Origin of the sequence: Xanthomonas arboricola pv. populi (assembly GCF_002939945.1) — a bacterium.
GTDB lineage: Bacteria > Pseudomonadota > Gammaproteobacteria > Xanthomonadales > Xanthomonadaceae > Xanthomonas > Xanthomonas arboricola_A.
Map to the genome: position 1 here is coordinate 1 of NZ_MDEB01000027.1, position 314 is coordinate 314.

1 protein-coding gene is annotated in these 314 nt (G+C 70.4%); it reads left to right on the forward strand.

The annotated features are described in order from the left end of the window. A partial coding sequence (locus tag XaplCFBP3123_RS21120) for a hypothetical protein (RefSeq protein ID WP_146091418.1) occupies positions 1 to 314 on the forward strand: 314 nt, incomplete at both ends.

Genomic DNA, 314 nt, shown 5'->3' on the forward strand with positions numbered 1-314 from the left:
GCCGATGGCCGGCTGATCAGCCAGACCGCCTACGGCATCCCGATGGGCGGGGTGTATCAGCCGGTGGACGAGGACGGCAACCCGCTGCCGCTGCCCGACGACGGCCTGGAAGGGCTGCAGCTGCTCAGCGTGGTCAACTACCAGGACGGCACCGCCGCCACCGGCTACGACGCCGCCGGCCGCCTGCGCGGCTACCGCTACTCGCTGGTGCGCAACGAGCAAGGCAGCGGCATGACCACGCCGGAGGGCTACACCCACACCTACCGCTACACCTACCAGGGCGCGGAGACCTACCTCACCCAGCAGGTCATCGG